At 62.7% G+C, this 17,727-nt stretch carries 16 protein-coding genes; 8 read left to right on the forward strand and 8 right to left on the reverse strand.

Annotated features, from left to right (window positions below):
* Positions 1-49 precede the first annotated feature (49 nt).
* Positions 50-1,009, reverse strand: coding sequence for a phosphatidylinositol-specific phospholipase C (locus PAN31117_RS15665; protein WP_174990985.1), 960 nt, complete (start codon positions 1,007-1,009; stop codon positions 50-52).
* A gap of 65 nt (positions 1,010-1,074) precedes the next feature.
* Between PAN31117_RS15665 and PAN31117_RS15670 the strand changes: the two genes are divergently transcribed.
* Positions 1,075-2,121 carry a LacI family DNA-binding transcriptional regulator gene (locus PAN31117_RS15670; RefSeq protein ID WP_150738988.1) on the forward strand — a complete coding sequence of 349 codons (1,047 nt, stop codon included), beginning with the start codon at positions 1,075-1,077 and terminating at the stop codon, positions 2,119-2,121.
* An 18-nt stretch (positions 2,122-2,139) separates the two neighbouring features.
* Here the strand turns inward: PAN31117_RS15670 and PAN31117_RS15675 are convergent, their stop codons facing one another.
* Genes PAN31117_RS15675 through PAN31117_RS15685 form a run of 3 tightly spaced genes read right to left on the reverse strand, consistent with a single transcriptional unit; the run spans position 2,140 to position 5,132 of the window.
* A complete protein-coding gene (locus PAN31117_RS15675; RefSeq protein ID WP_150738989.1) occupies positions 2,140-2,976 on the reverse strand; it encodes a carbohydrate ABC transporter permease in 837 nt (278 codons plus the stop codon).
* 20 nt (positions 2,977-2,996) lie between these two features.
* Complete coding sequence (locus PAN31117_RS15680) at positions 2,997-3,869, reverse strand: carbohydrate ABC transporter permease (RefSeq protein WP_150738990.1); 873 nt, start codon at positions 3,867-3,869, stop codon at positions 2,997-2,999.
* 15 nt (positions 3,870-3,884) lie between these two features.
* The gene (locus PAN31117_RS15685; RefSeq protein ID WP_150738991.1) at positions 3,885-5,132 is read right to left on the reverse strand and encodes an ABC transporter substrate-binding protein; all 1,248 of its coding nucleotides are present in this window, start codon (positions 5,130-5,132) and stop codon (positions 3,885-3,887) included.
* Between the two features lie 309 nt (positions 5,133-5,441).
* On the opposite strand from PAN31117_RS15685, the gene PAN31117_RS15690 reads away from it, so the two are divergent.
* On the forward strand, positions 5,442-6,161 hold the full coding sequence (locus PAN31117_RS15690) for a hypothetical protein (protein WP_150738992.1): 720 nt from the start codon (positions 5,442-5,444) through the stop codon (positions 6,159-6,161).
* A gap of 70 nt (positions 6,162-6,231) precedes the next feature.
* Here PAN31117_RS15690 and PAN31117_RS15695 read toward each other — a convergent pair whose 3' ends face one another.
* From PAN31117_RS15695 to PAN31117_RS15705, 3 genes are all read right to left on the reverse strand, one after another.
* Positions 6,232-7,797 (reverse strand): complex I subunit 4 family protein, encoded by a 1,566-nt coding sequence (locus tag PAN31117_RS15695; RefSeq protein WP_150738993.1) that lies wholly within the window; start codon positions 7,795-7,797, stop codon positions 6,232-6,234.
* 386 nt (positions 7,798-8,183) lie between these two features.
* Positions 8,184-8,810, reverse strand: a complete 627-nt coding sequence (locus tag PAN31117_RS15700; protein WP_150738994.1) for a flavin reductase family protein — start codon at positions 8,808-8,810, stop codon at positions 8,184-8,186.
* Between the two features lie 73 nt (positions 8,811-8,883).
* Positions 8,884-9,399, reverse strand: coding sequence for a cupin domain-containing protein (locus PAN31117_RS15705; RefSeq protein ID WP_150738995.1), 516 nt, complete (start codon positions 9,397-9,399; stop codon positions 8,884-8,886).
* 267 nt (positions 9,400-9,666) lie between these two features.
* Between PAN31117_RS15705 and PAN31117_RS15710 the strand changes: the two genes are divergently transcribed.
* A complete protein-coding gene (locus PAN31117_RS15710) occupies positions 9,667-10,320 on the forward strand; it encodes a DsbA family oxidoreductase (protein WP_150738996.1) in 654 nt (217 codons plus the stop codon).
* Positions 10,321-10,326: 6 nt separating this feature from the next.
* On the forward strand, positions 10,327-11,745 hold the full coding sequence (locus tag PAN31117_RS15715; protein WP_150738997.1) for an MFS transporter: 1,419 nt from the start codon (positions 10,327-10,329) through the stop codon (positions 11,743-11,745).
* Positions 11,746-11,842: 97 nt separating this feature from the next.
* On the opposite strand, the gene glmS is transcribed toward PAN31117_RS15715, so the two are convergent.
* Positions 11,843-13,672, reverse strand: a complete 1,830-nt coding sequence (gene glmS / locus PAN31117_RS15720; RefSeq protein ID WP_150738998.1) for a glutamine--fructose-6-phosphate transaminase (isomerizing) — start codon at positions 13,670-13,672, stop codon at positions 11,843-11,845.
* A gap of 159 nt (positions 13,673-13,831) precedes the next feature.
* On the opposite strand from glmS, the gene PAN31117_RS15725 reads away from it, so the two are divergent.
* The 4 genes from PAN31117_RS15725 (at position 13,832) to PAN31117_RS15740 (ending at position 17,664) form a co-directional block, all read left to right on the forward strand.
* Positions 13,832-14,326: an Lrp/AsnC family transcriptional regulator gene (locus PAN31117_RS15725; protein ID WP_150738999.1), complete on the forward strand. Its 495-nt coding sequence runs from the start codon at positions 13,832-13,834 to the stop codon at positions 14,324-14,326.
* Between the two features lie 103 nt (positions 14,327-14,429).
* Positions 14,430-15,188 carry a DeoR/GlpR family DNA-binding transcription regulator gene (locus PAN31117_RS15730; RefSeq protein ID WP_150739000.1) on the forward strand — a complete coding sequence of 253 codons (759 nt, stop codon included), beginning with the start codon at positions 14,430-14,432 and terminating at the stop codon, positions 15,186-15,188.
* 60 nt (positions 15,189-15,248) lie between these two features.
* Positions 15,249-16,208 carry a glycerophosphodiester phosphodiesterase family protein gene (locus PAN31117_RS15735; protein WP_150739001.1) on the forward strand — a complete coding sequence of 320 codons (960 nt, stop codon included), beginning with the start codon at positions 15,249-15,251 and terminating at the stop codon, positions 16,206-16,208.
* A 220-nt stretch (positions 16,209-16,428) separates the two neighbouring features.
* Positions 16,429-17,664 (forward strand): porin, encoded by a 1,236-nt coding sequence (locus tag PAN31117_RS15740; RefSeq protein WP_150739002.1) that lies wholly within the window; start codon positions 16,429-16,431, stop codon positions 17,662-17,664.
* The last annotated feature ends 63 nt before the right edge of the window (positions 17,665-17,727 follow it).

Here is a 17,727-nt window from a genome sequence, read left to right on the forward strand (position 1 = left end):
ACCGCCGCTCGGGGGGATGAAACGAAACACAAGCGTGCGTGACGGAGCATCACGCCTCCATGGAGCGCGGGGCATCGTCGGCGTCGGACAAGACGCGCCGCCAACGCGCATTTCGCGCCACCAGCTCACGCACCAGCGCCCAATCAGCGTGCTCGCAGAAGTCGAGCATCATCGTGCCGCACGGCCCGTCGAACGTGGTCAGCCGCGCGCTCAGCATGTCGTTGATGCCGCGTTGATCGGGCCCGACACCGCCACATGCCACGCGATACGGATTTGCGCCCATGCCCGTGCCGCTGCAAAAGTTGACCACCCAGCGCTCAGCAGCAAGCGCATCGCTGCGAGCCAGCAGTGCATCGATCCGCTGCCACTTGAAATCGATGGACGCTTCCACCGGCACACGGTATTCATCCTGAATGGCAAACGACGCACCAGCACGCTCAATATCGAAGGTCGCGTTGTCCGGCCACGCCGTGAGATCGATCCCCATCGGCGCAATCGCCGTCGGCGCATAGGCAAAGCGCCGCCACAACACAATCGCCCCGCGCACATCCCCCAGACGAGGAATCGTGTCGCCCAGATACCAGCGGACATGCGCCGCATAGCGCCGGACGTACGACGCAAAGGTCTGCGCAAAACTCCGCGAGCAGTGCCGGTCGCCACATTCGTCCTTCACCGACATCACGATGCACTCGCCCGGATGGCGCGCGAAAAACGCTGCACACGTCGCGATGACGTCGTCGAACATCAGCCCCAACGCAATGCGCTGATGATTGATGTGAAACACATCGTCCTCGTGACGACATCGAATATCGAGCACCCGTACACCGCGCGCCAGTTGGACCACCAGACTCGCACGTTGCGTCCGGGCGAGCGCGTCGTCCACGGTGTAGGCGCACGTGTCGTGACTGCCAGGCAGCGTGAGGCGATTGAGTGCAATGTCGTCCGGCAGATCCGTCATCCAGGCGGCGGGTGCGACACGTGCTACCGTTGCATCTTGTTCATTCGTCATCTTCTTGCCCTTTTCGTCGTGCACGCTGCGCGAAGCAAGCTTTGCGTCCCCTTACTCGCCACGCCATGCCGAAGAAACAAACGTCCTGGGTCACCGCCGCCGACGTCGCCCGCCGCGCGGGTGTGTCGCGCTCCGCCGTCTCGCGCGCGTTCTCGCCGACTGCCAGCATCGCCCCGGAGACCCGCGAGCGCGTCATGGAAGCCGCACGCTCGCTGGGCTATCAGGTCAACCTGATCGCCCGCGAAATGATCATGCAGCGCAGCAGCATGGTCGGCGTTGTCACCGCTGGCTTCGAAAACCCGTTCCGCGCGAAACTCCTCGCGCAAATCATTGCCGCCCTCGGCCGTCACAAACTCACCCCCATCTTGGTGAACGCGGAAGATCCGGTGCAAATCCAGCAGTCGCTCGACATGCTGCTGAGCTACCGGATCGGCGGCATCATCATGACGTCGGCCTCCCCCCCGCTCGGACTCGCCCGCCAGTACCTCGAAGGCGAGATTCCCGTGGTGATGATCAACCGCGCATCGAACCTGCCCGGCGCAGACGTGGCAGTGAGCGACAACGCCGAAGGCGCCTCACTCGCGGCTCGGCTCCTGATCGATTCCGGCGCGACACGCCTCGCCTTCGTCGGTCCGACCAAACCCAGTTACAACGGTCGCGCCCGCTGCGCTGGCTTCCTTCGTGCGACGCAACACATCGCCAAGGAAGACCGGAAGCTCGCTCACCCGGTTGAAACCCTCAACACGCCCGGCGACACCTACGAATGCGGCGTCGCTGCTGCGCACGCCCTGCTCTCGCCGCAAAACCGGCCAGGGCAAGCCCCACGCCCCGACGGCGTGTTCTGCTCGTCCGATCTGCTCGCGCTCGGCTTCATCGACACGGCGCGCCAGCACTTCGGTATGCGCGTGCCGGAGGACATCCGCATCGTCGGCTTCGACGACATTCCCGCCGCGAACTACGACAACTACCAGCTCACGACTATCGTTCAGGACACGCATGCGCTGGCGGACACCGCCATCGAACTGCTCATCGACCGTATGAACGCGTTCTCGGGTGCCTCGCGAACGCGTATCGTCCCGGTCACGAGCGTCGTGCGCAGAACTTGCGCCTGACGACCTCGACCTTGTCCATCACTTGAGTCCGCCGGAAAATCCGTGCAGCAAATAGCGCTGCACGTATCCCGCGACGGCTAACGTCGGCAGCGACGCGATCATGCCCACGCTCATCAGATCGCCCCAATCGATGCCGTTCTCCGTGACGTAGCCCGCCACTGCGAGCGGCAACGTGAACTTGCTGGGCGACGAGACGAACAGCAGTGCAAGCAGAAACTCGTTCCACGCGGCAATCAGCACGAAAATCGCCGTCGCAACCAATCCCGGCGCACACAGCGGCAACATGATGTCCACCAGCCGACGAAAGAGTCCCGCGCCATCGATACACGCCGCTTCGTCGTAATCGACGGGAATCTCACGCACGAACGACAGCAGCATCCAGATCGACAGCGGCAACGTGTACACCTGATAAGCAAGCATCAGCCCGACTTCCGAGTCGAGCAGATGCAACGTTTTCGCCAGCGAAAACAGCGGCACAGCGACGGTAATCGGCGGCATCAGCTTGACCGCCAGCACAAGCATCAGAAACACCACGTCGAGCCGCCCCGGAAAGCGCAAACGCACGAGCGCGTAGGCCGCCGGAAACGCCAGCGTCAGCGACAGCAGTGTCGTGCCACAGCTCACCAGCAGGGAATTGAGCACCTGACGTCCGATGCCGCTCTCCCATACCGTCTGGAAGTGCTGCAAGGTCGGTGTCTGCGGCCACAGCGCCAGCGGATGATCGAGCCGCTCCAGCGTCGGCGTGAACGCCGCACCGAGCATCCAGACACACGGCAGCAGCAACATCGCCAGCGCAGTGATGCGCAACGTCCATAGCAGCGTTTGCTGCCCTGACCGACGAAACGTGAGCGACATGGGAGACGGCGCACCCTCACTCATCGCGCCCCCCGCTTACGAATCGACATCCAGACATTGACCGAAACGAGCACGGACGCGACGAGCAACATCAGCACCGACGCCGCACTCGCGGGTCCGACACTGAAGAAGCGAAATCCGGTGTCGTAGACGTACGTCGACAATGTCTGCGTCGCATTGCCAGGGCCGCCGCCGGTGAGCGCGTAGACCTTGTCGAACAGCTTGAACGTGTCGATCGAGCGCAGCAGCATGGCCAGCACGAACTGCGGCACGAGCAGCGGCAGCGTGATGTCTCGCAGACATTGCCACTCGCTCGCGCCGTCGGTGCGCGCCGCCTCGAACAACTCCGGATCGATGGACTGAATACCCGCGAGCACGATCAGGAACGCCATGGGCGTCCATTGCCAGACGTCCACAAGGATCAGCGACCAGATCGCCAGCCCCGGATCGGACAACCATTGCACGCCCGGCAAACCGAACTTCGCGAGCAGCGCATTCAGGAATCCGCTGAAATTCAGCCAGTTGCGCCAGATGGCCGAGCACACCAGCGTGGAGAGCATCATCGGCAGGATCAACAGCGGCATGACGAAGCGCCGCCCGCGAAACGCTCTGGAGAACAGCAACGCCAACGCTGCGCCGAGCACCACCTCGCACACCGACGCCACGATCGTGAAGTGCACCGTGTTGAAGAAGCTCGCGGCGAAGTTGTCGTCGGCGAGCACCGTCCGATAGTTCTTCAGCCCGGTGAACGCCCGGTGCCCCGACGCGTAGTCGACCTGGAAGAACGAATCGAACAGCACTTGCAGTACCGGATACAGCGCCAGCACCGCGATAACGAGGAAAGCTGGCCCCACCAGCCAGATCAGGGGCCACCAGCGACGTGCAGCATGCATGGAATCGTCGGGACGTTAGTTGGCCGCGGTCGTCAGCACCGGCGCGATCTTCTGCGACGCCTGACGCAGCGCAGCTTCCGGCGTGAGCTGCCCCGTAATCACGAGTTGCAGGGCGTCGCCGAGCAAGCTCTCGATCTGCTCCCAGTTCTTCACACGCGGACGCGCACGCCCGGCTTCAAGCGCTTTCAACTGATCCGGATACCAGCGGAATTGCTTCACGAGCGCGGGATCTTCGAACACGCTCTTGCGCGTGGGCGGAATGCCCATGACGGCCAGACGCGTCTGCGTATCGCGCGACGTCAGATACGCCAGGAATTCCTGTGCGAGCGCGGCGTGCTGCGCGTCCTTCGGAATGGCCATCTGCCAGATACCGAGCATCGGCGCCGGCCCCTTGACCTGCCCCGGCGGCGCCTGCAACGCGACCTCGCCAACCACGCGCGACTGCTTCGGATCGTCCAGCGCGGGCACCCACGCCGGCCACACTTCGATGGCTTGTGCCGCCGCGCCCTTTTGCAAGGCATCGCGCACTTCGGCCGCGCCGTAGACCGCAACGTCCTTCGGCGCATGCGCCTTGAGCGCGACGAACATCTTCAATGCCGCGAGCGCTTGCGGCGAATCGATGGCAGTCTTACCGTTCGCATCGATCACGTCGCCGCCGTACGCCCACAGAATCGGCAGGAACCCGGTGACCACGGGATTGCCCTTGGTGCCGCGAAACACCACGCCGGACACGCTCGCGTCGGTGCCGGTCGCCTGGGCGATCTTCAGCACGTCGTCCCAATTGCGCGGTGCTTGCAGCTTGTGCTTCGCGAGCAGATCGCGACGATACGCAAACATCTCGACGTTGCCGACCACCGGCAGCGCGTACAGATTGCGGTTCGGCGCACGGCCGAGCGCCACGGTCGATGCGACCATGTCGGCGTCGACCAGCGTCGCTGGCAGCGGCTTGAGCCAGCCGTTGGCCATGAATTCGGGCGACCACGTGTCGTCCATCATCACGAGATCGTAGGCGCCCGTGCCCTCGCGCAACGACAGCTTCAGCTTCTGATAGAGGTTCGCGTTCGGCAGCTTCAGCAGCTCGATGTCTGCGGACGGATGCGACTTCTTGAAGCCAGCGACGGCTTCGGCGAGGCCCTTGCCGTAAATATCGTCACGCCCGGCGATCACGAGATCGGCCGCGCTCACGCTCGTCGTCACGACGAACAGGCCAACGGCGGCGGCAACAGCGGCTGACAAGGCGCGCAGACGGATAGACAGTTTCATGCGATCTCTCACTGGGTTGACGATGGCATCGAGCTTTGTTTGCACACGTGTGCAAACTCATCACTGAAAAATGCCACTTGCATGGCATGACCGTCATTCTGGCGAGGGATCGTTAAAGAATTGTGGCAAGCGAGCGGCCCAGCCTCGCTAAAGTTTTCGGCTCAGGTGCCGAAGAAAGACTTCATGCCCCGAAAAGTTGAGCATTGACGTCATGCGAACAAAGGTTGCGATGAAATGCATGACTTCGGGGTACACACGGGGAAAGGCAGCGGTACGCCTTGGAAGTCAGATGTCGAGGAGAAAAATTATATGTGGGTGAAAGCAGTGCTGTGCACGCTTGCCAGTGTGGTGATGATGCAGGCGGCGCATGCCGACGAAGCGGGAGACTGGATGACGGTGGCGGAAACACCGAAGTCGGTCTGGCAAGGAAAGCGCGGTAGCGGTTCGATGACCAATGTCGACGGCAAGAAGAACAACGGTTACAAGTACCTCTATCAGAAGAAGAATAAGACGAACAACACCTACGACTACGGCCAGGCCGTGGTGTTGCTCGAAGCGTGCCGCAAGGGTTACGGGTTCGTGTACTACAACGGCATGGAAGGCCAGTACGTGAGCAAGGACCAATTCGTTCGATTCGGCCCGACGGTGGCCGACAACATCGGCTCGATGGCCTGCCTCAGTTGGGACAACGAGACAGGGCAGATCTCGCTTGCCGAGAAGAAAGACGCGTGGGAGTTCATCGCGTCGGTCAAGGACTCGGGCAACAAGGTCTATCTGAAGAACGATACGGCACGCAAGCGCACGTACAAGGGCAAGCCGTCCGTGTCGATTTTGTCGCGCTTCGACAATCTGCGTGACAACACTTTCGATTACAACGAGGTCATCATTGCGTCGTCGGATTGCGAACGCGGGTACGGCACCCTGTACGAACTGAATTTCGACGGCGGCGTTTCCGACAAGTGGGATATCGCGCTGAACGGCAAATCGGTCGCTTCAGCGGTTGGCGATGCAGTCTGCAGCAAACGATGAGGCAATGATTCGCTAGCCGCAAATAAAAATGGGCGCATCACAGCGCCCATTTTCATTGCGTCACGACGGATTACGCATCCGGACGCGCGCCCTTCATCACCACGGCCGCGTGTCCGGCAGCATCGCCGTGGCGACGCCCTGCCATCTCGCTGCTGCCCGGATCGCCAGCAGGCAGACGGTGATTTTCGATGTCCTGCACGACCTGAATCGCCGTGGCGTCGATGCCATCGGTCAGCGGCTTCGGATCGAGGCCGATACCCAGAACCATCACGGCCATCGCACCAAGCAGTGCGAACTCGCGGCGGCTCACATCCTTGAGCGACGCCACACGGGCGTTGCCCACACGACCGAAGATCACGCGCTTGTACATCCACAGTGTATAGGCCGCGCTCAGCACCAGCGTGAGCGACGCAAGCGCGCCGATCCAGAAGTTCGCCTTGATCGCGCCCATCAGCACGAGAAACTCGCCGACGAAGCCCGAGGTACCCGGCATACCGACGTTCGCCATCGAGAACAGCATTGCGAAGGTCGCGAAGCGCGGCATCGTAGCGGCCACCCCGCCATAGGCATCGATGGATGAGCTACCGGTGCGGTCGTACAACATGCCCGTGCACAACAGCATGGCACCCGAGACGATGCCGTACGAAATCATCTGCATCACGGCGCCATCGGTCCCCATCTCGGAGAAGAGGAACAGACCCAGCGTCACCAGCCCCATGTGCGCCACCGCCGAGTAAGCCAGCAGCTTGCGCAAATCGGTCTGCACCAGCGCCACCAGACTCGCGTAGATCACCGCGACCAGCGAGAGCACCACCATCAGCGGCGCGAGGAAATGGCTGGCGTCCGGCAGCAGCGGCAGGTTAAAGCGCAGCAGCCCGTAACCACCCAGCTTAAGCATGCCGAGCATGACGGCCGCACCGGTCGGTCCGTCGAGGTGCACCTCGGGCAACCATGTGTGGACCGGCCACATCGGCACCTTGACGGAAAACGCGCCAAGAAAGCCGATGAACAGCATCACCTGTATCGCGAGCGGCAGGTGCAACGTCTGCCAGCGTGCAATGTCGAAACTCTGCGTCTGCATGTACAGGTAGAGCATCGAGACCAGCATCATCAGCGAACCGGTCAGCGAAAAGAAGAAGAACTTCACTGCTGCGCGCGTGCTGTTAGCACGACCGTAAACACCGATCAGCAAGTACAGCGGCAGCAACGTCGCTTCGAAGAAGACGAAGAACAGCATGCCGTCCTGCGCTGTGAATACGCCCTGCATCAGACCGGAGAGCACAAGGAAGCTGCCGAAGTACGCACTCATGCGCGTGGTCACCGCACGCCACGACGCCAGCACGACGATGATCGTCGTCACACCGGTCAACGCCACGAGCCACAGCGAGATGCCGTCGATGCCCACATGCCACGACGCGTCGAACGAGTCGATCCAACGGAAGCGCTCGACGAATTGCAAACTGGAAACACTGGTTCGGAACCCGCGCACGAGGGGCACGAGCGGCACAGCCGATATCACGGCGGCGACGAGCGACGCCCAGCGAACGGTATTGGGGAATCGATCCCGGCCGAGCAGCATGACGAGCGCGCCAGCCACGATGGGAAGCCAGATCAGAAGGGACAGGATGGGAAACATGGGGGGTCCTGGTGTGCCGCAACAAAAAACGAGCGCAAATGCGCTACGTTGACGGCGCCAGGGGCGAACCTACCCCGCGCGTATCGCGAGAGCGAAACGCGCAAATCGAGGCCGTTCAATGCCTGCGGGAGGGGACGCCGGGCGCAGGGGCGTCAACGAAGGTGGCAAGCATACGCGTCCGAAATAGATTTTGCATCGCAGCAAATTTTACAAATGATTGCGAGCGATTCGTCCGACCGGCCGGTCGGCAATTGTCGCGTCGACGAGAACGCCGCGCGACAAAGGGCCGCGCTCCGGATGCGCACGCGCGTGACAAAGTCAATCGATGCGCGCGCCGATTTCGTCAATAACGCATTGTGGAATTCGAGGACAGTACGGCGCGCTGCTCAGACCTTGGGGCGACGCAGATCGAACATCGGACCGATCTCGGCATAGTCACCGAGATAGCCCGCGCGCATGACCGGATGCGCTTTAGCCGTATCGAAGAGACCGTCTTCGCGCAGGAACTCGCGACGAATGTGCACGCCGACCACCTGCCCCAGCGCAAGCCAGTTGTTCATCGGCTTGCCGTCCAGATCGTGCATACGCACGATCTGGAGCAACTTGCATTCGAGCGACGCGGGCGACTCTGCCACGTGCGGCACGTCCACATTCACGCCGGGGGCTTTGGTCAAGCCAGCCAGTTCGAATTCGTCAACCTCGTGGGGCACGGGGGCGGACGTCCGGTTCATCTGCTCGACGAGCGACTTACTCGTCAGATTCCAGACGAACTCCCGCGTGGCTTCGATGTTTGCGATGGAGTCTTTGTAGCCCTCGCTGCAAAACCCGATGATGGCCGGGAACGACGCGAAGGCTCCGAAGAAGCTATAGGGCGCGAGGTTAACGCGGCCTTGCGCATCGCGGCTCGAAATCCAGCCGATCACGCGCGGCGCGACAATCGCCTTGAACGGATCGTGAGACAGGCCGTGGCCTTTGGCCGGGTCGTAGAAGTGAACGTCGTCGGGATGGGGCATGGGGTCAGTCATCAGCTGTGTTGCGGGATTGCGTCGATGCTATCGCACTCTGCAAGGTTGCGTCGGCCGACCATTATTCAGAAGGTGCGCCACGCCCAAGTCGCGCAATCAGCTCGCCGTGCGCTGGCCACTGCGCAGCGAGCGCCATTGGGTCGGCCATCTCGAAGTCTTCGAAGGCGAAGCCCGGCGCGACGGTGCATCCGACCAGCGCAAAACTTGTCGACGGTGCGGGCTGCGCCGCGAACCAGTGGCCTGCGGGCACCACATGCTGCAACTGCTCGCCGTTCACGACATCGTGCCCGAGACACGTTGTCGTGAGCTGGCCGGACGGATCGATCTCGTGAATCCAGAGCGTGCCGCCGAGATGAAAGTGCCAGACTTCGTCGCTGCGAATGCGATGAAACGCGGAAAAGTCGTTCGCTTCGAGCAAATAGAGAATTGCAGTGGAGATGCTGCGCGGACCGGAGAAACCACCTGACAGCGCATCGGCGGCGACCGTACCAGCGGCCCGATACGTCTCGCGATAATGCCCACCCTCGGGATGTGGCACGAGGCCCAGCGAGGCGACGAGATCGGGGGCAGACGGCATATCGGACTCCTTGTAGGTCAATCGGGGGGAACAACGGAGGCGCTCGCAATGCCGATTCATCAGCCGAAACAATTATTCCGACCATCAAAACATCCATCTGCGTAGCGCGATCCCGTCACCTTAGCCCAAAATGCGCGCGGGTAAAGGGTTCCGCACATGGCGGCGGGGGAATCGGCGAGATTTATCGATTTGTGCGACGATTGCCATGTTGCGTCGCGCAAGGCGACGCGTTTTTCATTGCACGCGCCGCTTTGGCGCCGTCAGATCATGCCTGCCACTCTCAAGATTGACTTTGTCTCCGATGTCGCCTGCCCGTGGTGCGCCATCGGTCTTGCCTCATTGAAGACCGCGCTCGCCCGTCTGGGCAACGAGGTCGAAGCCGATCTGCATTTCAGCCCGTTCGAATTGAACCCCGACATGCCGGTCGAGGGTGTTCCGCTTGCCGACTATATGTCGCGCAAGTACGGCCTCTCCCCTGAGCAGTTGGCGCAGAATCAGGCGAACATCAGCGCCCGCGCCGCCGCCGAAGGTTTCCCGATGCGCATGGATCTGCGCACGCACGCTTACAACACGTTCGACGCGCATCGACTGCTGCACTGGGCGCAGACCCTGGGCAACGACAAACAGCTCGCCCTCAAGGAAGCCCTGTTGCGCGCGTACTTCGTCGACGGCAAGCGCACGAGTGATCCGGAAGTACTCGTCGACGCCGTACAACAGGCCGGTCTCGACACGGCACGCGCGCGCGAGATTCTGTCGACGGACGAATACGCCGATCAGGTGCGTGCGCTGGAGCGCCACTATCAGAATCTCGGCATCAGTTCGGTACCGGCGATCATCTTCAACAACCGCCATCTCGTGAGCGGCGGTCAGCCGCCGGAAGTCTTCGAGCAAGCCATCCGTCAGATTCTGGCCGAGGGCTGATCCGTCATGTCGTCGCTGCCTCCGACCGCCGACACATCGACGGTAAGCGCGCCGCCCGCCCCTGCCGCGGCGCAATTGCACGAGCCTCCCGCCACCGGACGCGGGCTCGCCATGACGGCGATTTTGCTCGCCGTCTCGCTCGCCAGTCTCGATACCGCCATCGCCAACACGGCCTTGCCGCAGATGGCGCTCGATCTGAATACGACGCCGTCCGCCTCGGTATGGATCGTCAACGCTTACCAGTTGGCGATGGTCGCAACGCTGCTGCCCTTCGCGTCGCTGGGTGAACGCGTCGGCCACAAGCGCGTGTTCATGTGGGGCGTGGCGGTGTTTCTCGCGGCGTCGCTGCTCTGCGCGCTCTCGCCGTCACTCGGCTTCCTTGCGGGTGCGCGGGTGTTGCAAGGGGTGGGCGCCGCGGCGGTCATGAGCGTGAACATCGCGCTGATCCGCTTTCTGTATCCGGCAGCGCAGTTGGGACGCGGTGTCGGGCTAAACGCGTTGATCGTGGGCATCTCGTTCGCCATCGGGCCGACGGTCGCGTCGCTCGTGCTGGCGTTCGCGAGCTGGCCATGGCTGTTCCTGATCAACGTGCCGACGGGATTGCTGGCGCTGGCATTCTCGCGTCGCAACCTGCCCGACACGCCGCGCAGTGAGCATAAGCCGGACATGATTGCGGCGTTGCTCAACGTGCTGACGTTCTCGCTGCTGATCTTTGCGCTTAGCCAAAGCGCGCAGCAGGCCGACTGGCATCTGACGCTGGCCTGCTTCATCGGCGCGCTCGTCTTTGGCTGGGCCTTGATCCGACGCGAACGCGACCATCGCGCGCCGATGCTGCCGGTCGATCTGATGCGTCTGCCTGCGTTTGCGTTGTCCACGCTGACAGCCATCTGCGCATTCGCGACGCAAGGGTTGGGACTGGTCTCGCTGCCCTTCTACTTCGAAAACGTGCTGCATCGCAGCCCCATCGAAACGGGCTTCCTGATGACACCGTGGCCGTTCTTCGTGGCCGCGATTGCACCGGTGGCAGGACGTCTGTCGGACAAATATCCCCCGGGTGCGCTGGGTGCGATCGGTCTGGCGATGCTGAGTGCGGGTATGGCGTTGCTGGCGATCATGCCGGAGCATGCGCAGTTGTGGGATATCGGCTGGCGTATGGCGTTGTGCGGGCTGGGCTTCGGCTTCTTCCAGTCGCCGAACCTGAAGGCGTTCATGCACAGCGCACCGCCGGAGCGCAGCGGCGGCGCGAGCGGCATGGTCGGGACATCGCGTTTGCTGGGTCAGGCGACGGGTGCCGCACTCGTCGCACTGGCGCTGGGCCTGTTCGGCACGCACGGTTCGACGTGGGCACTCGCATGGGGTGCAGCGTTCTCTGCGGCAGGATGTCTGGCGAGTGGGTTGCGACTTGTTGGAAAGCGCGCGCACTGACTGACGTTAGATCCCGTCGTAAAACAAAGCCCCGCCGAGCGCGGGGCTTTGTCGTTTCTGGTGACCTGCAAGGGTTGCCAGATGCACGCTGATCGATTCATTCCACCGTCACCGACTTCGCCAGATTCCGAGGCTTATCCACGTCCGTCCCACGCGCGACGGCGGCGTGATACGCCAGCAACTGCATCGGGATGGTGTGGAGAATCGGGGACAGCAACCCGTAGTGTTCGGTCAAACGAATCACCTCGATATCCGGGCCCGGCGATAACCCGCAATCGCTGTCGGCGAAGACGTACAGCTTGCCGTTACGCGCGCTCACTTCGTGCATGTTCGATTTCAGCTTCTCCAGCAGACGGTCGTTCGGTGCGACCGCCACCACCGGCATCTCGTCGCTGACCAATGCGAGCGGCCCGTGCTTGAGTTCCCCCGCCGGATACGCCTCCGCGTGAATGTACGAAATCTCCTTCATCTTCAGCGCCCCTTCCATCGCTACCGGAAAATGCAGGCCGCGTCCGAGGAAAAGAATGTCCTGACGCCGCGTCAGTTGCTCAGCCCACGCAATGATCTGCGGCTCCAGCGCCAGCACTTTGGCAATCGCATCCGGCAAGTGACGCAACGCTTTCAGATGCTGCTGCTCGTCCTCGTCCGACAACCGGTTACGGCTCTGTGCCAGCGTCAGCGCCAGAATGAATAGCGACACCAGTTGCGTTGTGAAGGCTTTCGTCGACGCCACGCCAATCTCCACACCCGCCCGCGTGAAGAACGTCAGCGCACACTCGCGCGCCAGTGCGCTCGTCGCCACGTTGCAGATCGCCAGCGTGTGCAACATCCCGCGTTGCTTGGCGACGTGGACCGCGCCGAGCACGTCCGCCGTCTCCCCGCTCTGCGAGACCGCAACGACCAGCGTCTTCGGATTAGCCACGCTGTCGCGGTAGCGATACTCGCTCGCGATCTCCACATTCACCGGCACCTGCGCGAGACTCTCGATCCAGTACTTCGCCGTGAGCGCCGCGTGATAGCTGCCGCCGCAAGCGAGCAACAACACCGAGTCCACCGCGTTGAACACGCGCCACGCGTTATCGCCGAACAACTCCGGCATGATCGACGTAACATCCAGCAGCGTGTCGGCCACGGCGCGCGGCTGCTCGAAGATCTCCTTCTGCATGTAATACCGATACGGCCCGAGATCCGCCGCACCACTGTGCGCCGCCACCCGGTTCACCGCACGCTCCACGCGCTGTCCCTGAGCATCCACAACCCAGTAGCGATGCAGTTGCACGTCGGCGATGTCGCCGTTCTCCAGATAGACGATCCGGTCGGTGACGTTGGCAAGCGCAATCGCATCGGACGCGATGAAGTTCTCGCCGTCACCCACGCCGAGAATCAAGGGCATGCCATCGCGCGCCCCGACCAGACGATGCGGCTCGTCGCGACAGATCACCGCAATCGCATAACTACCGCGCAGTCGGGCCGCCGCCGACTTCACCGCTTCGAACAAGTCACCGTCGTACAGATGATCGATCAGATGCGCGATGACCTCGCTGTCAGTCTGGCTCGCGAAGACATAACCTTGCGCCTCAAGCTCCGAGTGCAGTTCCTCGTGGTTCTCGATGATGCCGTTATGCGAAAGCGCGATACGCGGAGTCTCGGCATTCGGCGAGAAGTGCGGATGCGCATTGTCCGTGACCGGCTTGCCATGCGTCGCCCAACGCGTGTGGGCAATGCCGGTGTATCCCGTCAAGCCGAGACGACCGACCTCCTCCTGAAGATTCGCCACGCGCTCGACGCTGCGGGCACGCACCAGCTCACGCTCGCGATACAGCGCGACGCCACATGAGTCGTACCCGCGATACTCCAAACGCTTCAGACCGTCGACCAGATTGGGAACGATGTCCCGTTGTGCGACCGCGCCGATGATTCCACACATAACGCTTCTCCGAAATGATTCGTTGCCAGCCAGTGAAGCGATGGTAGAGTTGGCGCCATGAAATTAATCATCAATCTTTTTAAATTTATGAAATTTAAATTCACACACATGTCAGACTGAAATAAAATTTCACTTCATCAGCATCTGCCCAGAAACCTCATGCCAAGCCTCACCCTCGACGATCTGGACTTAAGAATCCTCGGCGCGCTGCAACTGGACGCATCGATCTCGAACCTGGAACTGTCGCGGCGGGTGCACGCCTCAGCCCCCACCTGCTTGCGACGCGTGCGCGCGCTACGGGAGGCGGGTGTCATTGCCCGCCAGATCACTATCGTCGACGCCGCGAAGCTCGGCCCAACGCTGACGGCCGTTGTCGAAGTGAGCCTCGACCGGCAAGCCGCCGAGGATTACGACACCTTCGAGACCTACATCTGCAACGAGCCGTCTGTGACACAGTGCTACCGCGTCTCGCCGGGACCGGACTTCGTCGTGATTGCGGAGGTACGGGACATGGCCGCTTACGACGAACTCGCCCGGCGGCTCTTCAAAAGCTCGGCCAACATTCGCAACGTGCGCACATTCTTTTCCACGCGCCGCGCGAAGTTCGAAGCGAATGCGCCTGTGACGCCAGTTCAACCGAACCCTTCTCGATGAATGAAAATGTTCATTTGAACATTTGATATCGTCATTTGAATGTCACTCTCGGCTGTCAAAGTGGCGCCCATTCCAGAACGAATGTGCACATCACGACCGCCCGATGGACCTTTCAGACCGTCAGACCCGCATCGTCGCCCTCTTCCGCCAGCACGGCGAAATGAGTGTCGACGCCCTCGCCGAGCACTTCAGCGTTGCCACGCAGACGATTCGTCGCGACGTGAATGCGCTATGCGATGCGAATGTGCTGCGCCGTTATCACGGCGGTGCGCGTCTGATGACGCCGGGCGCCAACCAGCCCTATGAAGTACGGCGGGTGCGCAACCTCGAAGGCAAACTGCGCATCGGTCACGCGGCGGCTGAACGCATTCCTGACGGTGCGACCGTGTTGCTCGGCATTGGCACCACGCCGGAACAGGTGGCCGTGGCGCTCGTGCATCGCAAACGTCTGTGCGTCATCACGAACAATCTGCGTGCCGCACTAGTTCTGGCGAGCAACCCGGAACATCGCGTGATCGTCCCCGGCGGCGAACTACGCTCACCCAACCCCGAGATTCTGGGCGACGAAGCCGACCGGCTGTTTCGCGCCTATCGTGCCGACGTCGGCGTGTACAGCGTGGGCGGCATCGACGACGACGGCACGCTACTCGATTACGACCGCGTTGAAGCAGCCTCACGCGAAGCGCTGCGCGACGCCAGCCGCTATCGCATTCTCGTTGCAGACGCGTACAAGTTCACCCGCAAGCCCAGCGTGCGCGGTGGGCAACTCGACGAGCAGGATCTCGTCATTACCGACGGCCCGCTGCCTGCCCCGCTGCACCATCGCGTATGCGGGGACTCGCCCGAAATTCTCGTCGTTTGATCAGACCGCTCCGAACACTCCGACACTCATCGCTCACGCCCTCGCCAGAGACCGCACATCATGTCATCCGCTTCGTTTCGCGCTTCCACCGTCCGCCTCGCTGCCATCAGCGTGGCCGCCCTCGCCTGCGTCTTCGGTGCGCTTGCGTCGTCTGCCGCCAGCGCCGCCCCGTTGATCGTCGCGCATCGCGGCGGCACGGGCGACACGCCTGAAAACACCGTGAGAGCCTTCACCAACGCGCTGCAAAACGGCGCGCAGGCGCTGTGGATGACGGTGCAGGTTACGCGTGACGGTGTGCCCGTGATGTATCGTCCGGCCGATGTCTCGGCACTCACGGACGGTCGCGGCAAGCTCGCCGATCTCGACTACGCCGACGTGAAGAAGCTGAACGCCGGTTACGCCTTCTCCCACAAGGACGGCAACGGCCAGATCGTCTACCCCTTCCGCGACCATCCGCTGCCGATCCCCACGCTGCGCGAAGCGCTGGCCGCCGTGCCCGGCAACGTGCCCGTGCTGCTCGACATGAAGCAGACGCCTGCCGCGCCGCTGGTCGAAGCCGTCATCAAGGTGCTCGACGACACGAACGCCTGGTCGCACGTGCGTCTCTACTCGACGGAGGCGGAGGCCACGGACCGCATGCGCGCCCGTCGTCCGCAAGCGCAACTCTTCGAGTCGCGCGATGCCACCCGCAATCGTCTGGTTGCCGCCGCCCTCGCGGGCCAGTGCGCCGCGCCGCCCGCCCCGGGCACTTGGGCGGGCATCGAATTCCATCGTCAGGTCGAAGTGGTGGAGCGCTTCACGCTCGGTGAAGGCGTGTCGAAGATCGTCGCGAACTGGTGGACACCGGCCGCCGTGCAGTGCTTCAAGTCTCGTGGCGACGTGCACCTCGTCGCGTTCGGCGTTGAAACGCCGCAGGACTTCGAAGCCGCATCGCAACTGGGCTTCGACGCCGTGATGACAGACTCCCCGGCGCGTTTGCGCGCCGCGTTGGTGAATCAGGGGAAAGACACGGCGAAGTAATACGCGCACTCACGACAGAGCAACGTAAAAACGTAACACCGGGGACGCGCGTCGATATCTGACGCCCGCCCCGACTTCCCGCTGATCCTTCGTCTTACGCATGCGGGAAGCCGAGTTTCATATTTTTAGGATTCCTAATTTCTCATGTGACGCGAAATCCCGGGAAACGACACCGGGCCGCGCCTCACCCTTTAGCCTTGCCTCGCTCAGGAAACACGCCATGAAGGTTTTCGTCCACTCGCCCCTCGCCCGTGCCGTCGCACTGGTCATCGGCTTCGGCGCCGCTACGCTCGCGCACGCCCAGTCCAACATCACGCTTTACGGCATTGTCGACGGCGGCGTCGGCTACGCCAGCAATGTCGCCAGCGTGACACGCTCAGGTGCAGCGGGCCGCCCGGCCACCATGACCGGTGCATCGAACTATGCGTTCCAGAGCGGAACGTGGCAAGGCAGCCGCTGGGGCATGCAGGGCACGGAGGATCTCGGCGGCGGCCTGAAGGCATTGTTCCGCCTCGAGAACGGCTTCAATCTCGGCAACGGCACCGCCAGTCAGGGGGGCGCAGAGTTCGGCCGTCATGTGTATGTCGGCTTGCAGGACAAAGCGTACGGCACCGTCACGCTTGGCCGTCAGTACGATCCGCTGATCGATCTCGTCGGCTCCGTCGGTGGCACCGCACTGCTCTCGGGCGTTGCCGCTCACCCGGGCGACGTCGACAACCTCGACCACAGCTCGCGCGTGAACAACAGCGTCAAGTACCGCTCGCCGACGTGGGGCGGCTTCACGTTCGGAGCGATGTACGGCTTCGGCGGGCAGCCCGGCACGATGGGACGTCAGAACACCTGGGGCCTCGCAGGGCAGTACGCGAACGGCCCGCTGACGTGGGGCGTCGGCTTCTCGCACGCCAACAACGACAAGGCGAGCGCCACGGACACGACCATCGGTAGCTGGGCGGGTTCGTCCGAGTCGGCTTTCGCGTCGTCGATCAATGCAGGCTACGCCAGCGCCAGGGCGCGCGACGTGATCGCCACGTCGATGACCTACCAGATCGGCGACACCACGCTGGGCGCGAATTACAGCCACACCGAATATTCGGCGGGTACGTACTCGCGCTTCACGCGCACGGCGAAGTTCGACACGGTAGGTGTGCTTGGGATGTATCGCTTCACGAACGCCTTCCGTCTGGGTGGCGGCTATAGCTTCACGAACGTGAACGCCCCGGCGGCGAACGCTTCGGGCGCGAAGTATCACCAGTTCAACCTGGCGGCGTTCTACAACCTGTCGAAGCGCACGGAGCTGTATGCGCTGGCGGGCTACCAAAAGGCCTCGGGCAGCACGCTCGACGCCTTCGGCAACGTGATCGACGCGACGGCCTCGGTCGGCGACGCCGCGAACGGCATGTCGTCCGCCACCAATTCGCAGACGGTGGTGCGCCTGGGCGTCAGCCACGTGTTCTGAAGCGGGGGCGGGATACGGACAACGGCCCTCGCGGGCCGTTGCTACCGTTGCCACCCTGGGACG

Origin of the sequence: Pandoraea anapnoica, from assembly GCF_902459765.1 — a bacterium.
Lineage (GTDB): Bacteria > Pseudomonadota > Gammaproteobacteria > Burkholderiales > Burkholderiaceae > Pandoraea > Pandoraea anapnoica.

Coding starts and splice junctions, on each gene's coding strand:
- PAN31117_RS15705 (WP_150738995.1), bottom strand. CDS start 9,399: ATGCCGTCTGCCCCCGATCTCGTCGCCTCGCTGGGCCTCGTGCCACAT.
- PAN31117_RS15690 (WP_150738992.1), top strand. CDS start 5,442: ATGTGGGTGAAAGCAGTGCTGTGCACGCTTGCCAGTGTGGTGATGATG.
- PAN31117_RS15715 (WP_150738997.1), top strand. CDS start 10,327: ATGTCGTCGCTGCCTCCGACCGCCGACACATCGACGGTAAGCGCGCCG.
- PAN31117_RS15675 (WP_150738989.1), bottom strand. CDS start 2,976: ATGTCGCTCACGTTTCGTCGGTCAGGGCAGCAAACGCTGCTATGGACG.
- PAN31117_RS15680 (WP_150738990.1), bottom strand. CDS start 3,869: ATGCATGCTGCACGTCGCTGGTGGCCCCTGATCTGGCTGGTGGGGCCA.
- PAN31117_RS15670 (WP_150738988.1), top strand. CDS start 1,075: ATGCCGAAGAAACAAACGTCCTGGGTCACCGCCGCCGACGTCGCCCGC.
- PAN31117_RS15700 (WP_150738994.1), bottom strand. CDS start 8,810: ATGCCCCATCCCGACGACGTTCACTTCTACGACCCGGCCAAAGGCCAC.
- PAN31117_RS15685 (WP_150738991.1), bottom strand. CDS start 5,132: ATGAAACTGTCTATCCGTCTGCGCGCCTTGTCAGCCGCTGTTGCCGCC.
- PAN31117_RS15730 (WP_150739000.1), top strand. CDS start 14,430: ATGGACCTTTCAGACCGTCAGACCCGCATCGTCGCCCTCTTCCGCCAG.
- PAN31117_RS15665 (WP_174990985.1), bottom strand. CDS start 1,009: ATGACGAATGAACAAGATGCAACGGTAGCACGTGTCGCACCCGCCGCC.
- glmS (WP_150738998.1), bottom strand. CDS start 13,672: ATGTGTGGAATCATCGGCGCGGTCGCACAACGGGACATCGTTCCCAAT.
- PAN31117_RS15740 (WP_150739002.1), top strand. CDS start 16,429: ATGAAGGTTTTCGTCCACTCGCCCCTCGCCCGTGCCGTCGCACTGGTC.
- PAN31117_RS15725 (WP_150738999.1), top strand. CDS start 13,832: ATGCCAAGCCTCACCCTCGACGATCTGGACTTAAGAATCCTCGGCGCG.
- PAN31117_RS15735 (WP_150739001.1), top strand. CDS start 15,249: ATGTCATCCGCTTCGTTTCGCGCTTCCACCGTCCGCCTCGCTGCCATC.
- PAN31117_RS15695 (WP_150738993.1), bottom strand. CDS start 7,797: ATGTTTCCCATCCTGTCCCTTCTGATCTGGCTTCCCATCGTGGCTGGC.
- PAN31117_RS15710 (WP_150738996.1), top strand. CDS start 9,667: ATGCCTGCCACTCTCAAGATTGACTTTGTCTCCGATGTCGCCTGCCCG.